This is a genomic window from Rhizobium jaguaris (genome assembly GCF_003627755.1).
In the GTDB taxonomy this organism is placed as follows: domain Bacteria; phylum Pseudomonadota; class Alphaproteobacteria; order Rhizobiales; family Rhizobiaceae; genus Rhizobium; species Rhizobium jaguaris.
On sequence record NZ_CP032695.1, the window covers coordinates 1,447,244 to 1,469,621 of the forward strand.

Below are 22,378 nucleotides of genomic sequence, written 5' to 3' on the forward strand. Positions count from 1 at the left end.
GAAAGCGACATGACCTCCGGCAACGACACGGCGCTCGAGAAGGTCATCCCCATCCAGGGCATGGAGTCGGCGCCGCATCTCGATTTTGCCGGCGAGGTCAGGGGGCGACCAAGTTCACAGTCTTCCACGCCGCCTGCAGCGTCGCGAGGCGAAAGGCTCGTCCGTTGCGATGAATATAAATATTCACTTATAAAGTGCATATATGTTCAGCTACCGTTCATTTAGTGAAAGGCAAATAGACAACCGCCGCAACGCCTTGCGGCTGATCGAGGCTCGGCTGCCAACATAGCTCACGAGGCAGGTGGTCGGGCCTCTCAGATTCCCAAACGATATGATGGGCGCAATGCGGCTGCTTCTCGCTTTAATTGACTGGATCTTAGGGCGGCGGCGGAAGCAATCGGAGCGGGAGACCGTCCAATATTCCGCCGATGATCCGTGGGTTCTCAGGCAGATCGAAGAATTCGAGCGGGAATTGAAGGAATAAGGCGCTACCAGCGAGCCCGGCATATATCATCCAATGGCGGGCAATCCAGCTATGATCTTGTCCATCGTCAGCGGATAGTCTCGCACCCGAACGCCACAAGCGTTGTAGACGGCATTTGCCACGGCAGCTCCGACCCCGCAGATACCCAGTTCGCCGAGGCCTTTGGCGCGGATTGGCGATGACTGATCGTCGACTTCATCGAGGAACACGACGTCGAGATCCGGTATGTCCGCATGAACAGGCACCTGATATTCCGCCAGGTCATGGTTGACGAAGTAACCGTATCTTTTGTCAACGACGCATTCCTCCATCAGAGCCGCGCCTATTCCCATCGTCATGCCGCCAAGGCATTGGCTGCGGGCCGTTACCGGGTTGATGATGCGACCGGCAGCACAGACGCTCAACATGCGCCGGACCCTGATTTCCCCGGTTGCGATATCCACGCCGACTTCGGCGAAATGAGCGCCGAAGGCGGCCTGTGCGAATTTCTTCTGCAGATCGCCGAATTCCGCCTTTTCTTCGACGGATATCCCAGCGTCGCCCGCGATATCAGCCAAACGGATCGAGTGTCCCTGCGATATCACAGAGCCATCCGAGAAGGATACATCTGAAGTGTTCAGCCCGGATCGGCGGACGATTTCGTCCCGAAGGGCGCTGCAGGTGTAGTAGACGCCGGTGCTGGACGAATTCGCGCCGAAGGAGCCGCCGGAGCCCGCGGCCTCCGGGAAATCGCTGTCGCCGAGCTTGACCCGGACTGCCTCCACCGGCAGCCCGAGCATCTCGGCGCCGATCATGGCAAGGATGGTGTAGCTGCCCGTACCGATATCGGTCTGCTGGGTTTCTATGGTCAGGATGCCGTCGCGATCGACCGTGGCACGGGCGCCTGAAGGCCGGACCGGATTATTGCGGATGGCAGCGGCAACACCCATGCCGACAAGCCACTCGCCGTCTCGCACCTGTCCGGGTTTCGGGCTACGCTTCGACCATCCGAAGCGTTCCGCACCCGTCTGCATACATTGGACCAGCTTTCGCGTCGAAAAAGGCCTGCTCGGCCCAGCCTCGGGGTCGTGCTGGATATCGTTGCGAATGCGCAGCTCCACCGGGTCGATATCGAGTTTTTCGGCCAGCTCGTCCATCGCGCATTCCAGGGCGAGGAGTCCGGCTGCCTCGCCGGGGGCCCGCATGGCGGCACCGATGGGCAGGTCGAGCTTGCTCAACCGCGTTTCGATCCACCTGTTGTCGCCGGGATAAAGCAGCTTGGTCTGCGCCGCTGCATTTTCCGGACCGTGGCCAGCCTGGTTGCCGCACCAGACCTGATGACCGACGGCCGTCAGTCGCCCATCAGCGCCAGCGCCCAGACGCAGATGCTGAATTGTCGCTGCCCGGTGCGTCGTGTGGTTATAGATCTGCGGCCGGGTGAGAGCCACTTTCACCGGACGACCCAATTGTCTTGCCGCCATCGCCGCAAGGATGGGGTCGCTATAGACGACCAGTTTGGAGCCGAAGCCGCCGCCGACATAAGCCGACACCACCCGCACATTGTCCTGCGGTATGCCGAATGTATCGGCGATATTGGCCTGCGCCGAATGGATGATTTGATGCGAAGTATAGACCGTCAGCTTGTCACCGTCCCATTTCGCGATGCTGGCATGCGGCTCCATCATCGAGTGGCTTTGATCTGGCGTCGTGTAGGTGACGTCGACACTCGCGGCCGCCGCCGAAAATGCCTTCTGGAAATCGCCCATGTGGGTATCCGCTGCGTATCTCGTCACCTCGCCGCTGTCTTTGACCGCGCCGAGGTCGAAGGTGCCTCTGCTCTTGCTGTATTCGACCTTGATCATCCCCACGGCGGCCCTGGCCTGCTCGAAGGTTTCTGCGACGACGAAGGCGATGGCCTGGTCATAATGCTTGATATCCGTACCCTGAAGCTGGGGCGCGCCATCGTCGCCCTGCTTCGGGGCGTTCTTGTATGTGAGGACCAGCAGGACGCCCGGAGCGCGCTCCGCCGCTTTCGTATCGATCGACCGGATCGAGCCGGTGGCGATGCCGGCGCCGAGCATGAATCCATAAGCAGCGTTCGGGATTTCGTCATTGTATTCATAGGCGTAACGCGCCTGTCCCGAGACCTTGAGCGGGCCGTCGATGCGCACATGGGGATGACCAACAACGGTCTCATTGTCGATCGGGTTGCGAGGGGCGGGGCTATTGAACAGCATGGCCAACTCCTAAAGCGTTCTCGATGTCAGAACGGACGCAATGGTGCGCTCCAACAGCGCGACCTTGAACCGGTTTTGCTCGGTCGGTCGGGCATCGGCGAGTACGGCATCGGTCAGACGTTTGGGGTCGCTTGCATGCGCCCTTTCGGCACTTTCCACGCGCCAGGGTTTTGGCGCTATTCCGCCGAAGGCAAAGCGGCCGGACCCGTCCTGCTGGATGACTGCCGCAACCGATACTGTCGCAAACGCATAGGACGCTCGGTCGCGGACTTTGCGGTAGATGTGCCGACCGCCGAGAGGCTTCGGTAAGATGACCGATGTGATCATGTCGCCTTTTTGCAGCGCGTTTTCGACATGGGGTGTGTCGCCCGGCAGGCGATGCAGGTTCGCTATCGGCATGTGCTTCGTTTTTCCATCGGCGCTAGCCACCTCGACAACCGCATCTAGGAGCCGCATCGCAACGGCCATGTCCGAGGGATGCTGAGCGATGCACGCATTGCTGACACCTACAATCGCGAGGTTGCGGCTGAATCCGCCAAGCGCAGAACAGCCGGAGCCGGGGACGCGTTTGTTGCAGGGTTGGGCGGTATCGTAGAAATAAGGACAGCGTGTTCTCTGCAGGAGATTTCCGGCCGTCGTCGCCTTGTTGCGCAATTGCCCGGAGGCACCGGCGACTAGCGCGCGGGAGAGGACGGGATAATGTTCCATCACGGTGCGGTTGGCCGCAAGATCCGTGTTCCGCACCAACGCACCGATCCGCAATCCGCCCTCCGGCGTCGCCTCGATGGTGTCGAGGCCAAGATGGTTGATGTCGACAAGATGGGCCGGTGTTTCGATCTCCAGCTTCATGAGATCGAGAAGGTTCGTCCCGCCGGCGATGAATTTGGCGTTCTCGTGATGGGCGACTGCATCGGCGGCTGCAGCAGGCGTCGCGGCGCGTTCATAGGTGAACTGTCTCATATGTGTTCTCCGTGTTGAACATCCCGGATTGCAGCGACGATATTCGGATAGGCGGCGCAGCGGCAGATATTGCCGCTCATGCGCTCGCGGACCTCGTTGTCGGAGAAAGCCACGTTCTGGATATCTTCGCTGACATGGCTTGGGATGCCCGCCTCGATTTCCTTCAGCACGGCGACGGCGGAGCAAATTTGCCCTGGCGTGCAATAGCCGCATTGGAAGCCATCATGAGCCACGAAGGCCGCCTGCATGGGATGCAGATGTTCGGGCGTGCCGAGGCCTTCTATGGTGGTGATTTCATCCCCTTCATGCATGACGGCAAGGGTGAGGCAACTGTTGATGCGCCGGCCGTTGACAATGACGGTGCAGGCCCCGCATTGGCCATGGTCGCACCCCTTCTTGCTGCCGGTCAGATGGAGATGATTGCGAAGGGCATCGAGAAGCGTGGTTCGGGTATCAAGCGTCAAATCATGACGGGTGCCGTTGATGTTCAGATCGAAATGCGCAGTCGGCACCGTTGCATCGACGACATCGGCAACCGCGGCTTCGGCATCGGATTGGGCAGCCAGCGGACCGATCGCCAAAACCGCGGCGGCTGCGACACTCGATTGGAGAACTTCTCGGCGAGTAATGCCGATCCGACAGAGATCCTTGTCTTCCATGGCGAACTCCTGCGGTGACGTCCGCAGGAGAGGCTAGGGGGTGACGCAGCAAATTCCATGCAAAATGGATCAAAACATCATCACGAAAACTTTAGTGCGGGTGTTCCGACTATTCTAAAGTTTGCGGGCACTGCTGGATCAAGTGCGTAGCCTCAACCCGTTTTTGTCGAACAGGCACACACGATCCACCTGCGGCATCAGCCATATGATCTCGTCAGGCTGAACGCTGATGCGATCGCGAAAGAGCGCTACGACAGTTTGATCGCCGACCGACATCGTCACCTGAATTTCCGAGCCCAGCGGCTCGACGACGATGACTTTTGCTGCCATGCCGTTTCCCGGTTTTGCAATGCCGAGATATTCCGGCCGAACGCCGTAGATTTCGGCAGTATCAGGCAATGGGCTGAGACCGGACGGTATGGGCAGCGTTGCATCTGCGCCAAGCCGAAAGACCGGTGCGCCGTTCGACACGTCTAACTTGCCTTTCAGCAAATTCATCGATGGTGAGCCGATGAAGCCGGCCACGAAGACGCTACCGGGATTGTCGTAGAGTTCGAGCGGCGCGCCGATCTGCTCGATCCGGCCCTCATTCATGACGACGATGCGGTCGGCCATGGTCATCGCCTCGACCTGATCATGCGTGACATAGATTGTCGTCGTCGTCAGCCGCCGGTGCAGGCTCTTGATCTCTCCTCGCATCGCAACGCGCAGCTTGGCATCGAGATTGCTGAGCGGCTCGTCGAACAGGAAAACCTGAGGATTGCGCACGATCGACCGTCCCATCGCGACGCGTTGGCGCTGGCCGCCGGAAAGCTGCCGCGGATAGCGGTCGAGCAGGGGCGTCAGCCCGAGGATTTGCGCCGCCTCCGCGACACGCTTCTGTTTTTCCGCTTTCGGGGCATTGGCCAGCGTCAGCGAAAACGCCATGTTCTCGGCAACGGTCATATGCGGATAGAGCGCGTAGTTTTGGAAGACCATGGAAATGTCGCGTTGTTTCGGGGGCAGGTTGTTGACCACCCGCCCGCCGATACCGATGGTGCCGCCGGAAATGTCCTCAAGACCCGCGATCATCCGCAGCAATGTTGATTTCCCACAGCCGGACGGGCCGACGAGCACGACGAACTCGCCGTCGGCGATATCGACGGAGACTCCATGCAGCACTTCAACGGCGCCATAGGCCTTGCGCGCCTTATCGATCGTGACTGTCGCCATCGTCAGTTTCCTTCCCGGTCAGAGGCCGTCATCGGGCTGCTCCGATGCGAATTTCGTTGGAGGAGAGTGCGCCTTCATGCACCAAAAGCCCGATGCCGCCGTCGCTGAAAGCTTCGGGACCGTTATCCGTGGCAGAGATCGAGACGCCGTCCGCCTCAAAGACGATCTTGTCGTCCTTGGCAATGACGCGCATCGAGATCGGCTTCTCGAACTCGGTCTTGAAGGCGGCTTCGGCCAAGATATGGACATCCTCGTCGCGAACGCGGACGATCTGCATCTTGCCGTCGCGGGTGACGCGCGCGCCGTAATAGCGTCGAAGGCCCTGAGCACGGACGGCGAGGCCGCCGTAACTGCCGAGATGCAGCATGACATTCCCGGAGGCCTGGTAGTCCTTCCATTGGCGCGTGCCGTGGATGATGATGCCTTCGCCGCGGTTCTGAGAAATCCGGAAGGCTTGCGGGAACCGCTTGGAGAAGAAGCTCGCGCCGTTGACCCAGGACATGCGCCAGAAATCGCCATCACCTTGCGGTCGGCGCAGCGTCAAAGCCGGTGTGCCGTCCCAGCGAAGATGATCGACCAGCAACCTGCCATCGGCGCGTTTGCCTGTGCTTGAAATGGCCAGGCCAAGCTCGGCGATCGGCTGCCCGCCCATGTCGGGCAGTTGCCATTCGAGCACCGCCTGCTCGCCCGGGCCAACCTTCTTGGGCTCGCTCTCCACATCGCACATCTGGTCGTGCTCGTCATAGACGCGGGCGCGCAGCCTTACCTCGATCGAGCCATGGTTTGCGGCATCCGCGATGATCCGGGTCGCAACCACCTGTCCGGGATAGACCAGGGGTGTCGCCATCAGATCGTAAGTGCGCATATTCAGCATCTCGCGCGGCGAGAAGGTCGGGCTGGTGACGGCCGCCACCTGGCTTGGGCCAAGTGCTTCGTAGTCGATCGCGAGAGCCCGGCTGCCCTCGAACTCGACATTGCCGACGCGCACGGCCTTGCTGACGTCGAGCCCAGTCTGCGGGCGGAATCCCTGCTGGCTGCCCGGCAGCGAGAAGTGGAACTGCGCACCGTTCTTGGGTGGGTCGAGCTTCTGGCTGCCGGCGAGTTCAAGGCCGAGATTGGCGAGATAATAGGCCTGGCGCACCGCATCGTTGATCGAATTGCCGCCGTCGGCGGAGGAGATCAGCATGCGGTCGGCGATCGGTCCGCGCCAGTCAGGACCTTCTTCCAGCCCTTCAAGGCCGTTCATGATGCCCAGCAGGCAGCCGACATTGCCGGCATTGCAGTCCGTATCCCAGCCGGATGTATTGACGATCATCTGCGCCTTCTGGAAGTCATGCGGTGCATAAAGCACGGCCATCACCATCAGCGCATGGTTGGGCACGACATGGCAGTTGCCGGGATATTTGTCGTAGCCGTAGTGATCCTCGATCTTCTGGCGGGTATCGCGCCAGTCCGGACTGGCCTTGTGCCAGGCGCGGACATCAGCAATGAGCTTCGCAATCAGGCTGCTGCGCGGAATCTGCGCGAGGCCGGTGTCGAGTAGATGGTCGATATCCGATGATCCGAAGGCTTCGGCCTCCATGGCCGCCCAGAGCATGGCGGCATAGACGGATTCGCCGTCATGGCTGACTTTGCCGGCTTGTTCGGCGAGTTTGGCCGCAAGTTCCGGCTGGCGCGGCGCGACCATGGCCCAGCCGTCGATGAAGATCTGCGCGCCGATCTGCTCAGCGACCGCCTGGCCATTGGCGGCAATCGAACCGGATGCCGGCGCGGCAACGCCCTTCTTGAGGTTCAACCAGGCAGTATGTTCCGTAGAATTGCCATTGCCGCCCCACCAGAGGATCGAGCGCTCCTCGACAATATAGTTCAGCCAGGCCTTGCCGATCTCTTCGGCTGCAAGGCTCGGCTTCACGCCGTAGTCCTCGAGCGCACGAATGAAGGTGAAGGTGCCGGCGACGTCGTCGTCGGTGACGACCAGTGGCTGGTTCAAGCGCTCATGCACGTAATATTCGATCGGGCCGAGTTCCTCCATGATCTTCCGGTAGGTCCAGCCCTCGAACGGACGGCCGAGATAAACGCCCACAAGTTTGCCGAGCACGCCGGCATAGACACGTTCGAGATAATCGTTTGGAAGCTGCATATCAGATGACTCCATGTGTGATTTCAATGGGTTCAGCCCTTTACCGAACCACCAGCCATGCCCTCGATGAAACGCTTCTGCATGAAGACGAAGAGCGCAACGACGGGGATGACGATGATGAGGGCGGCGGCCATGATCTCGCCCCAGTCGGAGCTGTACTGGCCTGAGAGGAGATAGAAGGCGATGACGGCGGTCACGTTGTCCGCCTTCTGCAGGAATGTCGTGGCGATCAGGAACTCGTTCCAGGAGTTGAGGCCGATGATCAGCGCCACGGTCAGGATTCCCGGCGAAACGATCGGCAGCATGACCTTGGAGAACACCTGCCAGGATGTGGCGCCGTCGACGATCGCCGCTTCCTCGAGCTCCTTCGGCACCGCGAGGAAATAGGTCCGCAGCAACATGACGGCGAAGGGACTGAAGAGCGCCGTATAGATCAACGCCACGCCGAAGATATTGTTGATCAGGCCAAGCTTGGCGAAGCCGAAATAGAGCGGGAAGAGATAAAGCTGTATCGGCGCGGTGGTCGTGGCTAGAAGATAGAATGTGAAGATCTTCCAGGATTTGATCTTCTTGCGTGCCAGCACATAGGCGGTCAGTGAGGACGTGCTGCAGACAAGCACGATCGTCGTGCCGCTGACGAACAGCGAATTCACAAAAGTCTTGGAAAATTTCGCATGATTCCAGGCATTGACGAAGTTCTGCCAGCGGATCGGCTGCGGCAGGCCCAGCGGATTTTGCACGATCTGCGCTGCGGGCTTCAACGAATTCAGCAGCAGAAGCGCGATCGGGAAAAGTGCGATAAAGGCAAAAATGGCGAGCACGAGATAGGAGATCGTCAGCGTCGCACGGCTTTCGACCAGCCTCATTGCTCGCCCTCCCGCGTCTGGATGCGAACATAAAAGAAGGTGCCGATCAGTCCGAAAATACTGATGACCAGGGCAGCGGCCGCGGCCTGTCCGACATTGAGATCATAAAAGGCGTGGCGATAGGCGAGCGTCGAGAGCACCTCGCTCGAATAGGCCGGCCCACCCTGTGTTAGGATATAGACAAAATCGAAAGCAAGGAACGACCAAATGACCGTCATGATCATCAAAAGCGTGATCGTCGGACGAATGCCGGGCAGCAGCACGTAACGCATCATCTGGAAATAGGTGGCACCTTCCAGCCGCGCAGCCTCGATCTGCTCCTGCGGAACCTGCCTGAGGGCGGCAAAGAAGATGACGCAGAGAAAACCCCACCAGTGCCAGAGGTCGACCGTGGCAACGCCGAAGAGTGCGATGGAAGGCTGGGTGAGAGGATTGGGGATCGGCAGACCATATTTCTTGAGGACGCCGAAAATACCGGTCACCGGGCTGTAAATCATGCCTTGCCAGATGCGCGCTGTGATCGGCGTGGCGATGACGACCGGGAGAAAATAGACGATTTGGAGGAGGTTGCTGCCGCGGCGTGTGATCAGCAGCATGGATGCCGCAAGCAGACCCATGGCGATCGGGACAGTCAGGAAGATAAGCGTCCAGATGATGTTGTTTCCGAGCGCCGACCAGAAAACACCGTCCGCCGCCAGCGCTCTGAAATTGTTGAGGCCGGCAAAGGTTGGTGTCGATATGCCGTCCCAATTGTAGAAGGCGAGCACGACTGTCAGCAGTGCCGGAACCAGCACGATGACAACATTGATGATCATCGTCGGAACGATGTAGAGCCGATGCATGGATTTTCCTCCGGGGAGGGCGGTGCCTGGTCACCGCCCTTCATGCTGGTGATCAAGCGCGGGGCGGAACCGCGGGCGCTTTGCCAGCGTCCTTTTCGCCCTTGAAGGTCTCATCCAGCTTCTTCAGGAAGTCCGCTGACGACGTCTTCTTGAGCCACACCTCCTCCATGCCGCTGACGAGATAGGTGTCGGTGGCCGGCGGCAGGAAAGTCCAGGTCGTATAACCATATTTGCCGGCGCTGACGGCGGCCGACAGGTTTTTCATGACCTCGCTATAGAGCGGCAGCACCTTGTCGGAGAGCTTCACGTTGGAGAGATCTTTCAGCGGAAGGTTCCATTCGCCCTGCCAGGCCGAATTCATCTTGCTGTAGAAATCGTCCTTGAAGATGTAATCCAGCACCGCGGCTGCGCCATCCGCATTGTCCGACTTCGCATTGATGGAGAGAGTCGAGCCGATGCCGAGCGGATAGATCGGATCGCCCTTGGCGCTCGGGAAGCCGACAAAGCCGGGTTCTGCATTGTTCTGCGGGAAGTAGGTGGGAATGTTGGTGAAGTTCCAGGTCCCGGTGGGCGCCATGCCGGCCTGGCCGGTGGCGACCTGGGCGAAGGCCTGTTCGAGCGTTAGCGAGAAATAGTTGTCGCCGAAATAGCCCTTGTTCCACCACTCGGCCAGCTTGTCGATCGAGGCAACGAAGGCCGGATCGGTCCAGGGGATCGTGCCGTTCAGCGCCTTGTAGACATTTTCCGGCCCCGCAACGGAATTGAGAATGATCGAGACATAATGTTCGTTGGCTGGACGCCAGTCCGCATTGCCGGCGCCAAAGGGCGTCAGACCCTTGGCCTTCATCTCGTCAGCCAGAGCTTCGAATTCGGCAATGGTGGTCGGCGCTTTCCAGCCGTTGGTGTTGAACAACGTCTTGTTGTAGAACAGGCCGAGCGTCTCATAGGTCTTGGCGAGCGCATAAAGCTTACCGTTATACTTTCCGAGCTCGAGGAAGAGCGGCAGCAGATTGTCGTTCCAGCCGTATTTCTTGGCATAGTCGTCGAGCGGCAGGAGCTGTCCGGCCTGGGCCATGGCGGCTACATAGCTTGGACCGGCGGTAAAGACGACGTCCGGGCCGGTGCCCGCAAGCATGGCGACGCGGAGCTGCTTGTCGAGGTCAGAGCCGCGAAAATCGATGCTCAGAAGATCCTCGGGATGGGCGGTATTAAACGGATCGACCAGCAGGTTCTTCAGATTGTCCTGGTTTTCCGGCGAGGCGGACTCGTACCAGAACGTCACAGGCTTCTGGTCCGCCGCGAATGCGAGGCGAGGCAGAAGCGGTAGGCTGGCCAGGCCGAGCCCGGCTTTCAAAACTGTACGGCGTTGCATATTTTCCTCCTCCAGGTTTGTCTTACGGGGTCTGCGTCGAGCCCCTCTTGATGAGTTCGAAAGGCATTTCGAGCGCGGTTCCCGCGCCGGTCTTGGTGCCGCGCAATCGCTCCATGAGCGTGTGGGCGGCGCGTTCTCCCATCTGCCATTGAAACTGGGCGACGGTGGTCAGCGTTGGCGTGACAAGCTTGGCCGCGGAAATATCGTCGAAGCCGACGACCGCGATGTCGCCAGGAATATCGATATTGCGCTCGCGGAGCGTCTGCATGACGCCGATCGCCATCAGGTCATTGGCGGCGAAAATCGCGGTCGGCCGGAATGCGCTGGCAAGAATGGTTTCCGCCGCCCGTATGCCGCCGATCTCGCTGAACTCGTCGTCGACAACGACATGTTCCTCATAACCGGCATTGGCGAGCGCGGTTAGATATCCCTCGATACGATTGCCTTGCGGGCCGCCGCGCCCGGCGATCATCGCGATACGCTGATGGCCTTGGGCGATCAAATATTCCGTCACGGCAAAAGCGGCTGCCTGGCTGTCGACGAAGATGTCGTCGACGGCGATGTCGCCACCGCGCTTCTTCGAGGATTCAATCCGCACGATGGGTACGCCGGCCTCGATCAACGGGCTGAAATCGCTGGCGCGAAGAGTGAAGAATACGCCAATCACCCCGTCGACACGCCCTTGCCGCGCCCAATCGAGAAAGTGCCGCTCGCGATCGGATGAACCATCTGTATTGACCGCGATGACGTCGTAATTCAGGCCGTCGGTGACCGACTGAATGCCGCGGATAAGCGAAGGATAGAACGGATTGGTGATGTCGGGCACGATGCAAGCGATCGTCATCGATCGGCTGGTCTTCAGCGCCTGCGCAAACCGATTGGGAACATAGCCAAGATCTTTCGCCGCCTTGGTGATGCGCGCCCATGTCTCGGCGGGGATGGACAGCGCGCCGCCGCCGCTCAGCACGAGCGATACTGTCGCCTGCGAGACACCTGCCGCCTTTGCCACATCCTTCTGTGTCGCCCGTCCGCCCGCCAACATAATCTCGCTTATACGTATTACTGATACGTATAAATAAACAGCGTGCATCGATCGAGTCAAGGAAAATGCCGTTAGGAGGGAAGAGAGCGAGATGCTTGCAACCAGCGGCAGACGGCCTTCGGTTCTGGCCCAGATTCAAAGGACTAGGCGGGCGCGCGAAACGATTTCCAAAAAATCTAGTAGGTCGCGATCCGTTTCCACTCTTCGGGTCGTCTTTGGCATGTCTGAAACAGAAGGAGACACTGCATGTCCGACGAGTCCGTCATTTTGATCAATCTGTTGAAGGTTAAACCCGGGAAGCAGGACGTACTGATCGCGCTCTTGAAGCAGAACACCGAGACCGTGGTCTGCACACTCCACGGCTGGAAGACAACCCGGCTGATCGCGGCAAAGGATGGCGCCAGCGTCGTTATCTACTCCGAGTGGGAGACCTCGGAGGCCATTGAGGCGATGCGCAACGATCCACGCATGAAAGCCTATTTCCCACAGATCATTGAGCTGGCGAGCTTGGACTCGATGGTGGGCTTGCCGGTATTCGACGAAACCCGGTGGAATTGAACACAGATCAGGTTGCGTAACCCAAGTAACAAAGGAGAATTGCAATGGCTCGGATGGTCGTTATTTACCCAACACCGAAGAATGTCGAGGAATTTGACCGGCATTACTTCGAAATCCACGTGCCTCTCGCCAAGAAGATCCCAGGTCTCAGGAAATACGAGGTCAACGACGGTCCTATTGCTACGCCGATAGGAAGCACCACTATTCATCGGATCGGAACGCTGTATTTCGACGACCTTGCGGCAATTGAAAAGGCGTTTGCGAGCTCCGAGGGACAAGCGGCTGGCGCGGATCGCCGAATTTTCGCGCCCGATGACTCGGGCGTGCAAATGTTCCTTTTTGACAATAAGGAAGTTTGAAACCATCCCCCTTTGTTCGTCTCGGCGGGCGTGGGGGCAAATGGCGGGTGGCGCTTATACATGCGGGATCGCGACGGTTGACAGCGCCATCGGCGGCAAGACAATTATCCACACATTGGAAAGCAGCCACTCGCCATTTCTGTCACAACCGGCCATCTTGTCGAAGATTCTCATCGACATTTGTGACCAATGCCGAACGGAACAGAGCGCGGAAGCGTTGTAGGTCCCGATTACATGAACACCGACGAATTCGAAGATCGTCTGAAAGCGCTGCGGCCACGCCTTCATCGCTACTGCGCGCGCATGACGGGATCGGCGGTCAATGGCGAGGATGTCTTGCAGGACACGCTGGTCAAGGCCCTTCACGCGCGAGCTGATGGCGCCGGCGTGGATAATCTCGAGGGCTGGCTGTTTCGCATCGCCCACAATGCGAGCCGCGATTTCCTGCGCGCCAGGTCCCGGAGCACGATCGTTCCGCTCACCGAAGATGTCGAAGCGGCGCCCATGGCCGAGGCGGACATCGTCGCATTCAGCTTTCAGACATTTCTGCGGTTGCCGGAACTTCAGCGCTGCGCGGTGATCCTCAAGGATGTTCTGGGTCATTCGGTCGAAGAGATCGCGGGCATCGCCGAATGCTCTCCGGCCGCTGCCAAATCGGCGCTTCAGCGCGGGCGAGCCGCGCTACGGCAACTCGCGCAGGCGCCAGAAGACACCCGGCTGCCGCTGATGTCCGATTCTGACCGGCAGAAAATCACCGCTTATGTCGATCTGTTTCGCAGCGGCGATTTCGACGCAATCCGCGCCATGCTCGCCGATGACGTGAAGCTCGATCTGGTGAACCGGCTGCAATGGGAAGGGCGCGACAAGATTGGCCTCTATTTCACGCGCTATGCCGAAGAGACGAAATGGCGCTTCGCTTTGGGCGCGGTTGAAGGGCTGCCGGCCATGCTGGTCTTCGACAGCACTGGCCCGATGGAAAGACCTGCGCATTTTATCCTGGTCGGCTGGTCGGAAAGCCGGATCATCGAGATCCGCGATTTCTTGTTCGCTCCCTATGTGCTCGAAGCCATAGATTGGGTGCGGTTAGGCTGAGTAGCTATGGTCGAGGTTCTAGCCGCGGATCGTCGAATGCCAGCCAATGGCGGCCGACTGCGATTTCATCCTTCGTGTCGTCAGGGGCGAAGGCGGCTGCGATCGCCGTACCGAAACCGCCGCCGGCGTCGGAGACAACCTGTTCGTCGAAAGGCAGGGTCAGGCCGAATGTGCTTTTCCGTGCGGCCAAAGCTCGTAGAAATGTTGAACCGGCCCATGGCCGGTACCGACCGACAGCGAGTCGGCAGCTGCAACCGCACCCGCGAGATACTGCTTGGCCGTGGTGACGGCGTCCCTTAGCGCGGAGCCTTTGGAGATCTCGGCTGCCAAAGCGCTGGAGAGGGTGCAGCCGGTTCCATGCGTGTTCCTGGTCGGAACGCGGTCAGCTTCGAACCAGGTCAAACCTTCCGGGCTTGCAAGCACGTCCGGGCTTTCGTCGCCCGCAAGATGCCCGCCCTTGACCAGGACGGCCAGCGGACCGAGCTTTGCCAGGGCTTCCGCCTGCCGGGCCATCGTCTCGCGATTTTCGGCAACAGGTTCGTGCAGAAGTGCGGCTGCCTCCGGCAGGTTTGGCGTCAGCAACGTGGCCAGCGGAAGAAGCCGGTTAATCAGAACGTCGACGGCGTCGGCGGCGAGAAGCGCTGCTCCGCCCTTGGCGATCATCACCGGGTCGAGCACGACGGGAACATTTCGATGTGGAGCGAGCGCATCGGCGACGGCTTCGGCGATTGGCGCATTCGCAATCATGCCGATCTTGACCGCATCGACGCGCACATCGGCAAAGATGGCTTTGATCTGCTGTGCGACGAATTGCGGAGGAACGGGGTGGACGCCGGAAACGCCTTGCGTGTTCTGGGCCGTCAGCGCAGTTAGGGCCGCCATGCCATAGACGCCACGTGCTGAAAATGCCTTCAGGTCCGCCTGAATACCGGCGCCGCCGGAGGGGTCGGAGCCGGCGATAGAAAGAACGTTTCGGATCATGGGCGCGCCTTTCTGATGGCTCTCGCTATGTCGGCTGCCGCAGCCTGCGGGTCCGGCGTGCCGCATATGGCGGAAACGACGGCAAGGCCGTCGGCTCCAGCCAGGAGGGTATCGGCTGCATGCTCGGCCTTCAGGCCACCGATCGCGACGGAAGGAACGGGGCAGAGATCGACCATGCGGGCCAGACCCGCGAAGCCGATCGGCTGTTTATGGTCAGGTTTGGTCGGAGTCGCAAAAACAGGCCCGATGCCGGCGTAATCGACAATGCCGGGATCGATGGCCGCTGCTAGCGCTTCCGTTTCCACGGAGAGGCCGAGGATCATGTCGGGCCCAATCAATCGACGTGCAGCGCGGGCATCCATGTCATCCTGGCCGATATGCAGACCATCGGCTTCGATTGCGATGGCGGCGTCGACATCGTCATTGATGACGAGGCGTGCCTTCGTGCCAGCCAGCGCCTGCTTCAGCGCACGGCCCGTTTCGATCATATGCGAGGTCGAGGCATGCTTGTCGCGCAACTGTACGATGGTGGCACCACCGGCGACGGCGGCACGTGCGGTTTCCACCATGCCGATACCGGCGCAGAGCACCGGATCGAGAACGAGGTAGAGGGAAAGATCGAAGCTTTTCATGCCGGGGTGATCCGCGCTTCCCGGTCGATCGCCTTCTCATCGAGGGCGGCCAGTGCGTCAAGGAAACGCCAGGAGAAGGAGCCAGGCCCGACCGCTTCGCGGCCCGTCCGTTCGCCCGCGACCGCGAAAGCGGCCAGTGCTGCGACCGAAGCATCGAACGGGTCTTGCGGTCTTGTCGCCGCGAATGCACCGACGAGGCAGGTCAGTGCGCAGCCGAGTGCGGTCACCTGCGGCATCAGCGGCGATCCACCGTTTATGCGCACCGCTCTGTTGCCATCGGTGACGAAATCCGTGGCGCCGGTGACCGCGACGACGGACCGATATTTCCGGGCAAGCAGGATCGCGGCCTCCTCGGCCAATTCGACGGGATCGCGGCTGTCGACGCCCTGGCCACGGCTTGCTCCGCCGGCCAATGCAATGATTTCAGACGCATTGCCGCGGATAACAGCCGGATTGAGCTCCAGCAATTCTGCCACCGCCTTACGCCTGAAGGACGTTGCGTAATGGGCGACGGGATCAAGAACCCAGGGTTTGCCCGCCTTTGTCGCCGACTGCGCGGCCGATACCATGCCGGCCATCCAGTCGGTGGACAAGGTGCCGATATTGATCGTCAATGCGCCGGAGATCTCGGCGAACTCGCCGGCTTCCTCTTCGGCATGCACCATCGCGGGAGACGCTCCGGCGGCCAGCATCACATTGGCGGCGATGTTCATCGCGACAAAGTTGGTAATGCATTGCACCAGCGGAGGATTCGCCCGCATGGCCGTGAGCAGAGCGCCGGGAGTGGTCTGGTTTTGCATATCGCTCCTTTCGGGCGGGGCGAGACGCATAGGGGTGACGATGCAGCTTGCAGGACCCCGAGCGACTCCCTACGCCAGCATTATCTGGTTCAGGTTCAAAGGGTACTTCTCAGCCCGTCATGTGACGGGCGCCCCTGTCTCTCATCACGATCCTTTTCGCAGAGAAAGGCCGCCCTGTCATCAAAAAATCGTCGCGAGACGATCGAGTTTGCGGAGGGTCGGATGCCTGAATTCAAAAACGCGAAGGCATGGCGGACACATCATTTTGTCTAATGGTGGCGTGCCGTATCCGGCCCGTGTTCCGGTTTCCTGATGAAGAAGGCTGCTGCGATCGCTCCCAACGAGATGATCATCCCGCAGAGAAATGCCGCCTTGATGCCCCCGGTTGTTGCCGCGGCGACACTGGCGCCGCTGGCGGAGAGGCTGGCGGCTCGCAGGGTCATGATTGCGACGAACAATGCTGTGCCGGCGGCGCCGGCGACTTGTTGGGTCGCGCCGAGCATGGCGCTGCCGTGCGAATAGAGGTTTGGCGGCAGCGATCCCAGGCTGACGGTGAACAGCGGCGTGAACATCAGTGCCAGGCCAATGCTGAGCACGATATGGGCAATCAGCAGCATCCAGAACGGCGTATCCTGTTGTATGAAAACCAATCCGCCCATGACCACACTCAGCATGATCGCGCCAGGAATGATCAGCGGCGCTGGACCGTATTTGTCGAAGAGGTGCCCGACCCTCGGCGCGCAAAGGCCCATAATCAACCCACCGGGCAGTAACAACAGCCCGGTTTGCAGCGTCGATAGTCCCAGCACGTTTTGCAGATAGATGGGCAGCAGGATGAAGACGCCGAACATCGACATCATCAGGATGGCCATCATGACCATTGAGATCGTGAATGTCTTCGTGGTCAAGGTGCGCAGGTCGAGCAATGCTCGATCCTGTCTCTGCAACCGCAACTGACGCAATACAAAAACCGCAATGACAACAGCACCCGTCAATAGCGGAAACCATGGCGACACCGCCGGCGGATGAAGAGCCGCTTCGCCGAGGCCGCTGAGGCCATAGACGAAACCACCGAAGCCGATGGCGGAGAGAACGATTGAAAGGATATCGATCGGCGCGGTGGTTGGAGTAGTCACATTCCTCATCCGCAAGGTGCCGAGCGCCAATGCGCTGAGCGCGATCGGCAACACCAGGAGGAACAGCCAGCGCCATTCGAGCGTCGAAAGGATCAAGCCGGAAATCGTCGGCCCGATGGCCGGCGCCACCGAAATGACGACAGAGATATTGCCCATGGTTCGGCCGCGGGATTCCGGCGGCACCAAGGTCATCACCGTCGTCATCAACAGCGGCATCATGATCGCCGTGCCCGAGGCCTGCACGATCCGTCCGAGGACCAGCACGGCGAAGCCCGGCGCCAGTGCCGAAATAAGCGTACCGGCGCTGAACAGCGACATGGCGAGAATGAATACCGGCCGCGTATTGAGCCGCTGAAGCAAATAGCCGGTAATCGGGATGACGACGGCCATGGTCAGCATGAATGCTGTGGTGAGCCATTGAGCGGCGCTGGCGGTGATATTGAGATCGGCCATCAGATGGGGCAGCGCTACACCCATGATGGTTTCGTTCAGAATGACAACAAAAGCCGACACCAACAGCAGGGCGATAACGAGTTTATTGCGGGCGCCATGGTCTTCCACGGCGGGGATATCCTGCTCCGCATCGGCAATAGTCTGAGTATCGGGCTTCATGGTTTTGCCTTGGCTTGAATTCGGGAAGGGAACGGTGAATTGCTTGACGTCTTTCGTCACTATGACGAACGGCTGCATGAAATTACGACACGTGCAGCGAATTATTTCTGCACCGTCGGCTGGCAGAGCAACTTGTGCGATTGCAATTCTCGATAATCACTTACGGCCAAGAATGGGAAAGGGTTGACCAAGGTCAACCCTTAAGATGTTTTCATGGCTATGTTCGGACCCATGAGATCGCACGAGGAGGCGAGGGCGCAGCGCGCCGCTCAACGGTCGACAGGCATCACGCCCTATAGACTAAACTGGATCAGGCGGCACGCTTGGCTGTTGCGGGCGATTTTTTTGTCGCCTTCGTTCGCGCGATCTTCGCCGGGACAAGACGAAGGATCTCGTCAGCGAACATCTGCGCGTTCACCTGCGCCTTGTCGAGATTGCTGACGCGGGTGGGGTCCATCGAATAAATCGTGCCGCCGGTATTGAACATATCGCGGTAAGCGGCCCGCTCGATCAACGGCGTATCCAGGACATGGACCTGCTGTTCGGCCAGCAGCATCTTGACGGTCAGCAGCGAGCGGGTGGTGATGATCGAGTTGATGCGCGTCAGAACGACGGAGTGCGGGATGCGGATGTCGCATTGCGCCGCTAGTTGCTTGAGGATTTCCAGCACTTGAGCGCCACCGACGGCGTCCATTGCGCAGCCCTGGACGGGAACCATGATATGGTCCGATAGGCCGATGGCCTTGGCGAGCAGCGGATTGAGGCCGCCTGGGAGGTCGACGATGATATAGTCGGTGCGCTTCTTGATATCCTTGATCTGCTTCTCGATCGTGTCGTCGCTAACGTCGACAACGATATCGAAATTCGCGGAAGCACCGGACAAACGATGCCAGCGGCTCATCCATTGCTGCGGGTCGGCATCCAGCAGCGCGACCCGAAGACCGCGGCGGGCAAGCTCAGTGGCAAGGACGAGGGCAACGGTCGTCTTGCCGGCGCCGCCTTTTGTATTCGCAAAGGTGATAATGGGCATCGTTTAACCTCGTAGATATAGTGATAAGGAACAGTAATCCACGGCCAGCAGCCTGATGAGCACAGTGCCAGCGCAAGATATTCTAGAGACGATGAAAAAGGTGCAGACCCAACCTTGTGTGACGCTGTTTCCGTAACTCGACTTTTGACCGAAACGCGGGCAATGCAGAGCTCTTGAGAGCTTTCATTTTTCATGCCGCCGCCACTGCGCGAAGCTTCATGTGTGGCGGCGGCGAATGCCTGGACCCTGGGCAATTTCGGGGATTATTCTTGGCTACGGAATTCGTCTGTCCTAATTTGTCGCAGAGGCACTGGGGCAATTGCGATGATTGGAGCCAAGCTCTCCCACCTCTACCGAGACTATATTGCCTGCCTGAACAAGCAGGACTGGCCGAAGCTGGCGCAGTTTGTTCATGACGACGTGCGCTACAACGGTCAGCGGATCGGACTATCAGGTTATCGCGAGATGCTGGAGCGCGATTTTCATGAAATTCCAGACCTTTATTTCAACATCGATCTGCTGATTTCAGATCCGCCATATGTGGCGAGCCGGCTAAGCTTTGATTGTACGCCACAGGGAAAGTTTCTAGGCCTTGATGTAAACGGAAAGACAGTCTCCTTTGCCGAGAATGTGTTCTATCAATTTCAGGGAGAAAAGATTGAGCAGGTATGGTCGGTTATCGATAAGGCCGCGATCGAAGCTCAGCTCTGGGTCCTGAGCTCATAAAGCTGGGCAACATGCCGTCAGGAAAAACCCATGCAACGGGCGCATGGGTGCAGTGAAGCCTTAGCGCTGCAACAATCGAGGGCCGCATATTATATAAACGTCATCGAAGCGAATGGAGCGCCACGGATGGCAGCTCGGCTTCGAATGCCCAAGGAAAGGGGATCATCATGAATGTAGCACGCTCTTTCAACAACTGGCGCAAGTACCGTCAGACGGTCGCCGAACTGGGCCGTATGTCCACTCGCGAACTGGATGACCTCGGTATCGGTCGTGCTGATATCCGCAATGTTGCCCGCGGGGCGATTGCTCGCTAACGGCTCATAACGCCTCAAATTTCGACTTTTCGCCAGCGCCTGCTTCCTCCCGAGCGGGCGCTTTTGTTTTTGCGTTCTCGGTTGGCGGTCTCGGTAGTCCAAGACAAGGCAAGCCCGAAAAAGCCTCCCGCTTTTCGCATAACGCATGCCTGCCCTGCAAAGAAATGCCTATGAACTGAGCAAATTGGCGATATTATCAGGACCATCGAAGCGGTGCACTCCTCCCGCACCCCTTCGTGATGCAGGCGCCCTTATCCTCCTCCCAAGGTCGTCTGCGGGAATGGCAGCACTCCTCCTCCCAGCTGCCGTTCGGTTCTTTTCGAAAGCCTGCCGCACCTCCTCCCGCGGCAGGCTTTTTCGTTTTGAGCTTCGGAAAAGTCAACGAACTCGATTGATCGGTTCCCGGTGCCGCCATGACGTGGCGAGGCCCAATCGGCAAGTCAGCTTCGCTCCATCTTATCCGTCTTAATATTCCATGCCCGAAACCATCCCACGGGTTAAGTGGACAACGGGGCGCTTTAAAGCGCTTCGACAACAGGACCATAAGAGGAACGCTCCTGCATGCTGAAGACCTTTGACGACCGCGCGCTCGGCTCCTCCTCGAGCAACAAAGTGGCTCCGTCGGCAGGGACGCCTTTGGAGCAGTCCAGCAAGGGCCGGGATGCGCTTCTCAATTGCCTGATCTCCGGCGGAGACGAGAGATTGGAGTGTGAGCCGGCGACCGGCCTCAACATGTACGGTTACGGTCCGTCGCCCCGGCCGCTGGACTTGGCCTTCGGCTCCTCGACGGCATCGACCATTTCCGCACCGGCCTTCGCGGCGGTCGGCGCCTATCATGCGGATCTTTTGCGAGAAATGGAAACCCACTCGGCCGCCGATATCTATGCGCGGGAGATCGCGCGGACGCGGACAGAGCTACTGCTTCTGCTGGGCCTCGATCAAGGGCTAGGGTCCTTGCCGGTGGATGCCATCATGGCGACGTCCGGCACCGATATCCATCTTTTCGCCGCGGCGCTGCTTGCGCGCCAAGACGACCAGACCCTGATGACCGTAACGCTGATGGGCAACGAGACCGGGAGCGGAGTGATGGCCGCGGCGTCCGGGCGCCATTTCATGAGCCGCGTCAGCAACGATTGCCCCGTCGCCAAGGGTGAAGAACTGAGCCCCGGACATGCGACGCGAAATACCACGGTAGCAGTGCGCAGTGCGGACGGTACGCTCCGGAGCGATGAAGAAGTGGAGTTCGAACTGAGAGGGTTGATCGAACTTGCCCGTGCGGCAGGCCTCCGGTGCCTTTTGGTTGTCACGGATGTTTCCAAGACCAGCTTGTTGGCGCCGGGTCTCGAAACTGTCTTCCGCCTGAAGGCGCGTTTCGGCAGCATGCTCGATATCATGATCGACGCCTGCCAGTTTCGCGTCTCCGCGGCGACGATCCGTGCTTATCTCACGCACGATTTTCTGGTGGCCGTCACTGGTTCCAAATTCCTCGCCGGTCCGATTTTCAGCGGAGCGCTACTCTGCTCGCCTCGGATGTCGGAACGCCTGAAGCAGCGGCCCTTGCCGGCAGCGCTTGCCGATTATTGCGCGAAAGCAGATTGGCCGGAGGGTTGGATGGCTCGGGACGTGCTGCCGCATCGTGCCAATTTTGGCCTTTTGCTGCGGTGGAAGGCGGCTCTGTTTGAACTTGAACGCTTCGTTCGCGCGCCCGAGGAGAAGGTGATCGCCGTGCTATCCGCCTTTGCCGAAGCAGTGGGAGAGCGGCTTGCGCAAGACAGTGCCTTTAAACCGCTCGACGGTCGGCCAATAGACCGGAAGCCTTTGTGGGACGGATCGGAGGCTGCGCGCTGGGACGAGATACCGTCGATCTTTTCATTCTATCTATGCAACCCCCATCGGGGAGGCATGCTGACGGCGGCGGAGACTGCTGCGGTCTACAAGAATCTCGCCGTCGAGCATGGCGACCTTGTACCGGTGCGTCTCGGTCAGCCCGTCCGCTGCGCCGATTTCAGCGACATGCCGGCAAGTGCCCTAAGGATATGCCTGAGTGCACCATTGATCGCGCAGGCTTGTGAAAGCGCCGATGCGTTCAATGGCTTGATCTCACAGGCAATGACGGTCCTGGATCGAACGGCTGACGCCGCCGCGCAGTTGACATTTGAGCCGAGTAGCGCACGCGCGTCGCTCTAGGCTTTTGAAGCCAGGGCATCTTATCCGCTTTCGGTGATTCCACCTGCCATACGTTTGACCAGGTTACCGAGTCTAACGTGTTGCTCGGCTTTCATTCGCGCCGCCGCCCCGTTCATCAAAGGCTAACAGGCCCGCCATATACGCTCGGCTAGAGTCCG

The 22,378-nt window shown here is 59.5% G+C and carries 21 protein-coding genes and 1 riboswitch; of the genes, 6 read left to right on the forward strand and 15 right to left on the reverse strand.

Features of this window, described 5'->3' with window-relative positions; all coding sequences use genetic code 11:
* Positions 1–510 precede the first annotated feature (510 nt).
* The 9 genes from CCGE525_RS28995 to CCGE525_RS29035 form a co-directional block, all read right to left on the reverse strand.
* Positions 511–2,700 (reverse strand): xanthine dehydrogenase family protein molybdopterin-binding subunit, encoded by a 2,190-nt coding sequence (locus tag CCGE525_RS28995; RefSeq protein WP_120707685.1) that lies wholly within the window; start codon positions 2,698–2,700, stop codon positions 511–513.
* Between the two features lie 9 nt (positions 2,701–2,709).
* Complete coding sequence (locus CCGE525_RS29000; protein WP_120707686.1) at positions 2,710–3,660, reverse strand: FAD binding domain-containing protein; 951 nt, start codon at positions 3,658–3,660, stop codon at positions 2,710–2,712.
* On the reverse strand, positions 3,657–4,319 hold the full coding sequence (gene paoA, locus CCGE525_RS29005; protein WP_120707687.1) for an aldehyde dehydrogenase iron-sulfur subunit PaoA: 663 nt from the start codon (positions 4,317–4,319) through the stop codon (positions 3,657–3,659). The genes CCGE525_RS29000 and paoA overlap by 4 nt, the downstream gene beginning before the upstream one ends.
* A 138-nt stretch (positions 4,320–4,457) precedes the next feature.
* Positions 4,458–5,531, reverse strand: a complete 1,074-nt coding sequence (locus CCGE525_RS29010; RefSeq protein WP_120707688.1) for an ABC transporter ATP-binding protein — start codon at positions 5,529–5,531, stop codon at positions 4,458–4,460.
* A 28-nt stretch (positions 5,532–5,559) separates the two neighbouring features.
* Positions 5,560–7,671: an ADP-ribosylglycohydrolase family protein gene (locus tag CCGE525_RS29015; protein WP_120708683.1), complete on the reverse strand. Its 2,112-nt coding sequence runs from the start codon at positions 7,669–7,671 to the stop codon at positions 5,560–5,562.
* Positions 7,672–7,703: 32 nt separating this feature from the next.
* Complete coding sequence (locus CCGE525_RS29020) at positions 7,704–8,537, reverse strand: carbohydrate ABC transporter permease (RefSeq protein WP_120707689.1); 834 nt, start codon at positions 8,535–8,537, stop codon at positions 7,704–7,706.
* Positions 8,534–9,379, reverse strand: a complete 846-nt coding sequence (locus CCGE525_RS29025; protein ID WP_120707690.1) for a carbohydrate ABC transporter permease — start codon at positions 9,377–9,379, stop codon at positions 8,534–8,536. Before CCGE525_RS29025 ends, CCGE525_RS29020 begins: the two co-directional genes overlap by 4 nt.
* A gap of 52 nt (positions 9,380–9,431) precedes the next feature.
* Positions 9,432–10,751, reverse strand: coding sequence for an ABC transporter substrate-binding protein (locus tag CCGE525_RS29030; RefSeq protein WP_120707691.1), 1,320 nt, complete (start codon positions 10,749–10,751; stop codon positions 9,432–9,434).
* 22 nt (positions 10,752–10,773) lie between these two features.
* A complete protein-coding gene (locus CCGE525_RS29035; protein ID WP_120707692.1) occupies positions 10,774–11,793 on the reverse strand; it encodes a LacI family DNA-binding transcriptional regulator in 1,020 nt (339 codons plus the stop codon).
* A gap of 246 nt (positions 11,794–12,039) precedes the next feature.
* Here CCGE525_RS29035 and CCGE525_RS29040 point away from each other — a divergent pair, with 246 nt between their 5' ends.
* The 3 genes from CCGE525_RS29040 to CCGE525_RS29050 all read left to right on the forward strand — a co-directional run bounded on the left by CCGE525_RS29040 (position 12,040) and on the right by CCGE525_RS29050 (position 13,802).
* Positions 12,040–12,351 carry a putative quinol monooxygenase gene (locus tag CCGE525_RS29040; protein ID WP_120707693.1) on the forward strand — a complete coding sequence of 104 codons (312 nt, stop codon included), beginning with the start codon at positions 12,040–12,042 and terminating at the stop codon, positions 12,349–12,351.
* A gap of 44 nt (positions 12,352–12,395) precedes the next feature.
* Entirely contained in the window at positions 12,396–12,710 is a 315-nt protein-coding gene (locus tag CCGE525_RS29045; protein ID WP_120707694.1) for an EthD family reductase, read from the forward strand.
* A gap of 234 nt (positions 12,711–12,944) precedes the next feature.
* Positions 12,945–13,802: a sigma-70 family RNA polymerase sigma factor gene (locus tag CCGE525_RS29050; protein WP_120707695.1), complete on the forward strand. Its 858-nt coding sequence runs from the start codon at positions 12,945–12,947 to the stop codon at positions 13,800–13,802.
* Between the two features lie 4 nt (positions 13,803–13,806).
* Here the strand turns inward: CCGE525_RS29050 and CCGE525_RS29055 are convergent, their stop codons facing one another.
* The 6 genes from CCGE525_RS29055 to CCGE525_RS29080 form a co-directional block, all read right to left on the reverse strand.
* A complete protein-coding gene (locus tag CCGE525_RS29055; RefSeq protein ID WP_120707696.1) occupies positions 13,807–13,992 on the reverse strand; it encodes a hypothetical protein in 186 nt (61 codons plus the stop codon).
* Entirely contained in the window at positions 13,962–14,783 is an 822-nt protein-coding gene (gene thiD / locus CCGE525_RS29060; RefSeq protein ID WP_120707697.1) for a bifunctional hydroxymethylpyrimidine kinase/phosphomethylpyrimidine kinase, read from the reverse strand. The genes CCGE525_RS29055 and thiD overlap by 31 nt, the downstream gene beginning before the upstream one ends.
* On the reverse strand, positions 14,780–15,415 hold the full coding sequence (gene thiE / locus CCGE525_RS29065) for a thiamine phosphate synthase (RefSeq protein WP_120707698.1): 636 nt from the start codon (positions 15,413–15,415) through the stop codon (positions 14,780–14,782). The genes thiD and thiE overlap by 4 nt, the downstream gene beginning before the upstream one ends.
* Positions 15,412–16,215: a hydroxyethylthiazole kinase gene (thiM, locus tag CCGE525_RS29070; RefSeq protein WP_120707699.1), complete on the reverse strand. Its 804-nt coding sequence runs from the start codon at positions 16,213–16,215 to the stop codon at positions 15,412–15,414. The genes thiE and thiM overlap by 4 nt, the downstream gene beginning before the upstream one ends.
* Before the next feature lie 49 nt (positions 16,216–16,264).
* Positions 16,265–16,361: riboswitch (TPP riboswitch) on the reverse strand.
* A gap of 123 nt (positions 16,362–16,484) precedes the next feature.
* Positions 16,485–17,963 (reverse strand): MDR family MFS transporter, encoded by a 1,479-nt coding sequence (locus CCGE525_RS29075; protein ID WP_120708684.1) that lies wholly within the window; start codon positions 17,961–17,963, stop codon positions 16,485–16,487.
* 310 nt (positions 17,964–18,273) lie between these two features.
* Entirely contained in the window at positions 18,274–18,993 is a 720-nt protein-coding gene (locus CCGE525_RS29080) for a ParA family protein (protein WP_120707700.1), read from the reverse strand.
* A 324-nt stretch (positions 18,994–19,317) separates the two neighbouring features.
* Here CCGE525_RS29080 and CCGE525_RS29085 point away from each other — a divergent pair, with 324 nt between their 5' ends.
* The 3 genes from CCGE525_RS29085 (at position 19,318) to CCGE525_RS29095 (ending at position 22,220) form a co-directional block, all read left to right on the forward strand.
* The gene (locus CCGE525_RS29085) at positions 19,318–19,719 is read left to right on the forward strand and encodes an ester cyclase (RefSeq protein WP_120707701.1); all 402 of its coding nucleotides are present in this window, start codon (positions 19,318–19,320) and stop codon (positions 19,717–19,719) included.
* A gap of 167 nt (positions 19,720–19,886) precedes the next feature.
* Positions 19,887–20,033 carry a DUF1127 domain-containing protein gene (locus CCGE525_RS29090; RefSeq protein ID WP_120707702.1) on the forward strand — a complete coding sequence of 49 codons (147 nt, stop codon included), beginning with the start codon at positions 19,887–19,889 and terminating at the stop codon, positions 20,031–20,033.
* 561 nt (positions 20,034–20,594) lie between these two features.
* On the forward strand, positions 20,595–22,220 hold the full coding sequence (locus CCGE525_RS29095) for a hypothetical protein (protein ID WP_120707703.1): 1,626 nt from the start codon (positions 20,595–20,597) through the stop codon (positions 22,218–22,220).
* The last annotated feature ends 158 nt before the right edge of the window (positions 22,221–22,378 follow it).